We start from the raw sequence: 3,293 nt of genomic DNA, 5'->3' as shown, positions 1-3,293 counted from the left end.
GCGGGGGCGTCGCTGCTGGGGGCCTGCGAGACGTCGGAGCCGGGCTGGAGCCGGAGGTCGAACTCCTGGGCGGGCTTGCCCTCGAGGGCGTCCTGGGTGAACTGCGTCCAGATCTCGGCGGGTGCGCCGCCGCCGTTGATCCGGGCCAGGCCCATGGCGCCGTACAGCGACTTGTGGGCGGCGGTGACCGGGTCCTGGCCCATGACGGAGACGACGGTGGCGAGGTCGGGGGTGTAGCCCGCGAACCAGGCCGCCGTGTCCTCCTCGGCGGTGCCGGTCTTGCCGGCGACGGGGCGGCCCGCGGCCTGCGCGGCGGAGGCCGTGCCGTTCTGGACGACGCTGCGCAGCATGGAGGTGGTGGTGTCGGCGGCCTCGCGGCTCACGGCCTGCCGGGTGCGCCGTTCGGGCAGTTCGACGGGTGTGCCGCCCTTGGTGACCTTCTCGACCATCGTGTAGGTGCCGTGCCGCCCGTGGTTGGCGAGGGTGGCGTAGGCCTCCGCCATGTCGAGGACGCTGGCGGTGGCGGTGCCGAGGGCGATGGCGGGGCCGTCGGCGAGGTCGGGGGTGGTCTCGGGGACGCCCAGGTCGATCGCGGTCTGTTTGACCTTCTGGGGGCCGACGTCGGCGGCCATCTGCGCGTACACCGAGTTCACGGAGCTGTCGGTGGCTTCGGTGACGGTGATGTCGCCGTAGGAGCGCTGGTCCTCGTTCTCGGGGGCGTAGGGGTCGCCGGTCCAGCCCTGGACGGGGCGCTTGTTGGTGCCGTCGTAGATGGTGTTCGGGGTGATGACGCGGCCGTCCTGGGTCTCCGAGTGGTTCTCGACGGCCGAGGTGAACACGAAGGGCTTGAAGGTGGAGCCGACCTGGAAGTCCCTGCGGGTGGCGTTGGGGGTGTACTGCTTGACGTAGTCGATGCCGTTGTACATGGCGACGACCTTGCCGGTCTTGGGGTCGACGGAGGCGCCGCCGGCGCGGACGTAGGTGTCGACCTTGTTGTTCTTCTTGTCGAGCTTGGACATCAGCTTGTCGTTGACGGCCTTCACGAACGCGTCCTGCTTGCCCTTCTGCAGGGTGGTCGTGATGCGGTAGCCGCCGGCGTCGAGCTTGCCCTCTTCGATGATCTTGTTCTGGGTGAGGTAGTCCTTGACGATCCGGACGATGTAGCCGCGCTGGCCGGACATGCCGGTGGAGAGGGTGGACTCCTTCGGCACGGGGAACTTCATGCCGGCGCGTTCCGACTCGCTGAGCCAGCCCTTCTTGACCATGCCGTCCAGGACGTAGTTCCAGCGGGATTCGGCGGCCTTGCGGTTCTCCGGGTGGGCGACGACGTCGTACTGGCTGGGGGCGTTGACGAGCGCGGCGAGGTAGGCGGAGCGGGCCGGGTCGAGGTCCTTGGCGTCCATGCCGTAGTAGGCCTGGGCGGCGGCCTGGATGCCGTAGGCGTTGCGGCCGAAGTAGCTGGTGTTGAGGTAGCCCTCGAGGATGTGGTCCTTGCTGACCTCGCGGTCCAGTTTGATCGCGATGAAGAATTCCTTGGCCTTGCGCGTGACGGTCTGTTCCTGGCGCAGGTAGTAGTTCTTCACGTACTGCTGGGTGATCGTGGAGCCGGACTGCTTGCCCTTGCCGAGGGCGGTGTTCCAGGCGGCGCGGACCATGGCCTTGGGGTCGACGGCGGATTCGGTGTAGAAGTCGCGGTCCTCGGCGGCCAGGATCGCGTGCCGGGCGTCCTTGGAGATGTGCGGGAGGTTGACGTTCTCGCGGTTGACCTCGCCGTCGCGGGCGATGACGGTGCCGTCCGCGTAGAGGTAGACGTTGGCCTGTTTGGTGGCGAGCGCGTTGGCCGGGGGGATCTTCACGAGGGAGTAGCCGAGGAAGAAGCCGCCGACCAGCAGCAGGACGACGATGATGAAGCCGCCGAGCGTCATGCGCCAGGTGGGGATCGCCCGGCGCCAGCCGGTCCGCTTCGGTTTCCCGGCCGCTTTGGCCTCGGGCGTGCCCGGGTCGCCGTCGGCGTGTGCCTGCGGCTGGCTCGCTGCCCAGCCCGGATTCGGCTGCTGCGGCTGAGGCTCGTCACTCATGTCGTGCACGGACTCCTGTTTCGCGTCGTACGTCGTTCCCGTACGTCTCTGCTCGCTCTTGCGCCCCTGTGATGAAGACTGTCCCATCCGTTGATCAGTTCCCTGATCGAGGGCCGTGTCGTGTGCCGTGTGGTGAGGCGGGCCGCGTGCGGGTGGGTGCGCGGGCGGGAACGGGGCTGATCGTGCTGCTCCGCACGCCTGCCCGCATCGTGATCTCGCCTGCGCGACATTCGCCCGAAGGGGGACACGGCCGTGGATCGCGGCGGCTCGTACGCTCCGCCCGGCCGGCACCGCCGCCACGCCGCTCGCCCTGGCCACGGGCGTCTCGGCCCACGCGGACGCAACGGATCGTACCGTCTGGGCCGGTGCGTACTCGCCTCGTGGCGCTCCCGCCGCTCCCCGAAAATTGCGTGGCACTCCCGTTCGCCGGACCACTAGGCTCCTGCGCTTCGGTGCCGGCGGCGAGGAGGGCGGTGGATGTGGGCTCGGGACGGTTGTACGCGGCCGTCGCGGCGGGGGGCTTCCGGCGCTACGCGACGTATCGGGCGGCCACGGTGGCCGGGGTGTTCACCAACACGGTCTTCGGCGTCATCCTCGTCTACACGTATCTGGCGCTGTGGCACGAGAAGCCGCACCTCGGGGGGTACGACCAGGCGCAGGCCGTGACCTATGTCTGGCTGGGGCAGTGCCTCTACGCGACGCTGGCGATCCAGGGTGGCGGCGCGGAGAAGGACCTGATGGAGCGCATCCGTACCGGTGAGATCGCCGTCGACCTGTACCGGCCGGTCGATCTTCAGCTGTGGTGGCTGGCGGGGGACGTGGGGCGGGCGTTGTTCCAGATGCTGGGGCGGGGGGTGGTTCCGTTCGTGTTCGGTGCGGTCTTCTTCCCGATGGCGCTGCCGGCGGACGTCGTCCGGTGGGCGGCTTTCGCGGTGACGCTGCTGCTGGCGACGGTCGTGAGCTTCGCGATCCGCTTTCTGGCGGCGCTGAGCGTGTTCTGGCTGATGGACGGCATGGGCGTGAACCAGGTTCTGATGGTCACGGGTGTCTTCTTCTCGGGCATGGTCCTGCCGCTCAACGCCTTCCCGGGCGTGCTCGGCGAGGTGGTGCGGGTGCTGCCGTGGGCGGCGCAGATCCAGATGCCGGCGGATGTGCTGATGGGGGAGGCGGATCCGCTCGGGGCGTTCGCCTTCCAGGCGGCGTGGGCGGTGGCGC

Annotated in this window: 2 protein-coding genes; one reads left to right on the top strand and one right to left on the bottom strand. The window is 69.3% G+C overall.

The window, feature by feature from the left end:
- Window positions 1-2,078 (bottom strand): transglycosylase domain-containing protein (locus C1J00_RS40815; protein WP_102913891.1); only part of this gene is annotated, 2,078 nt, incomplete at its 3' end.
- 479 nt (window positions 2,079-2,557) lie between these two features.
- On the opposite strand from C1J00_RS40815, the gene C1J00_RS40810 reads away from it, so the two are divergent.
- The coding region (locus C1J00_RS40810; RefSeq protein ID WP_102913892.1) for an ABC transporter permease at window positions 2,558-3,293 on the top strand (736 nt) is incomplete at its 3' end.

The sequence above is a fragment of the Streptomyces cahuitamycinicus genome (genome assembly GCF_002891435.1).
Classification (GTDB): Bacteria; Actinomycetota; Actinomycetes; order Streptomycetales; family Streptomycetaceae; genus Streptomyces; species Streptomyces cahuitamycinicus.
The sequence above is the reverse complement of the archived record's forward strand: the minus strand, read 5'-3'. Positions and strand labels throughout refer to the sequence as shown.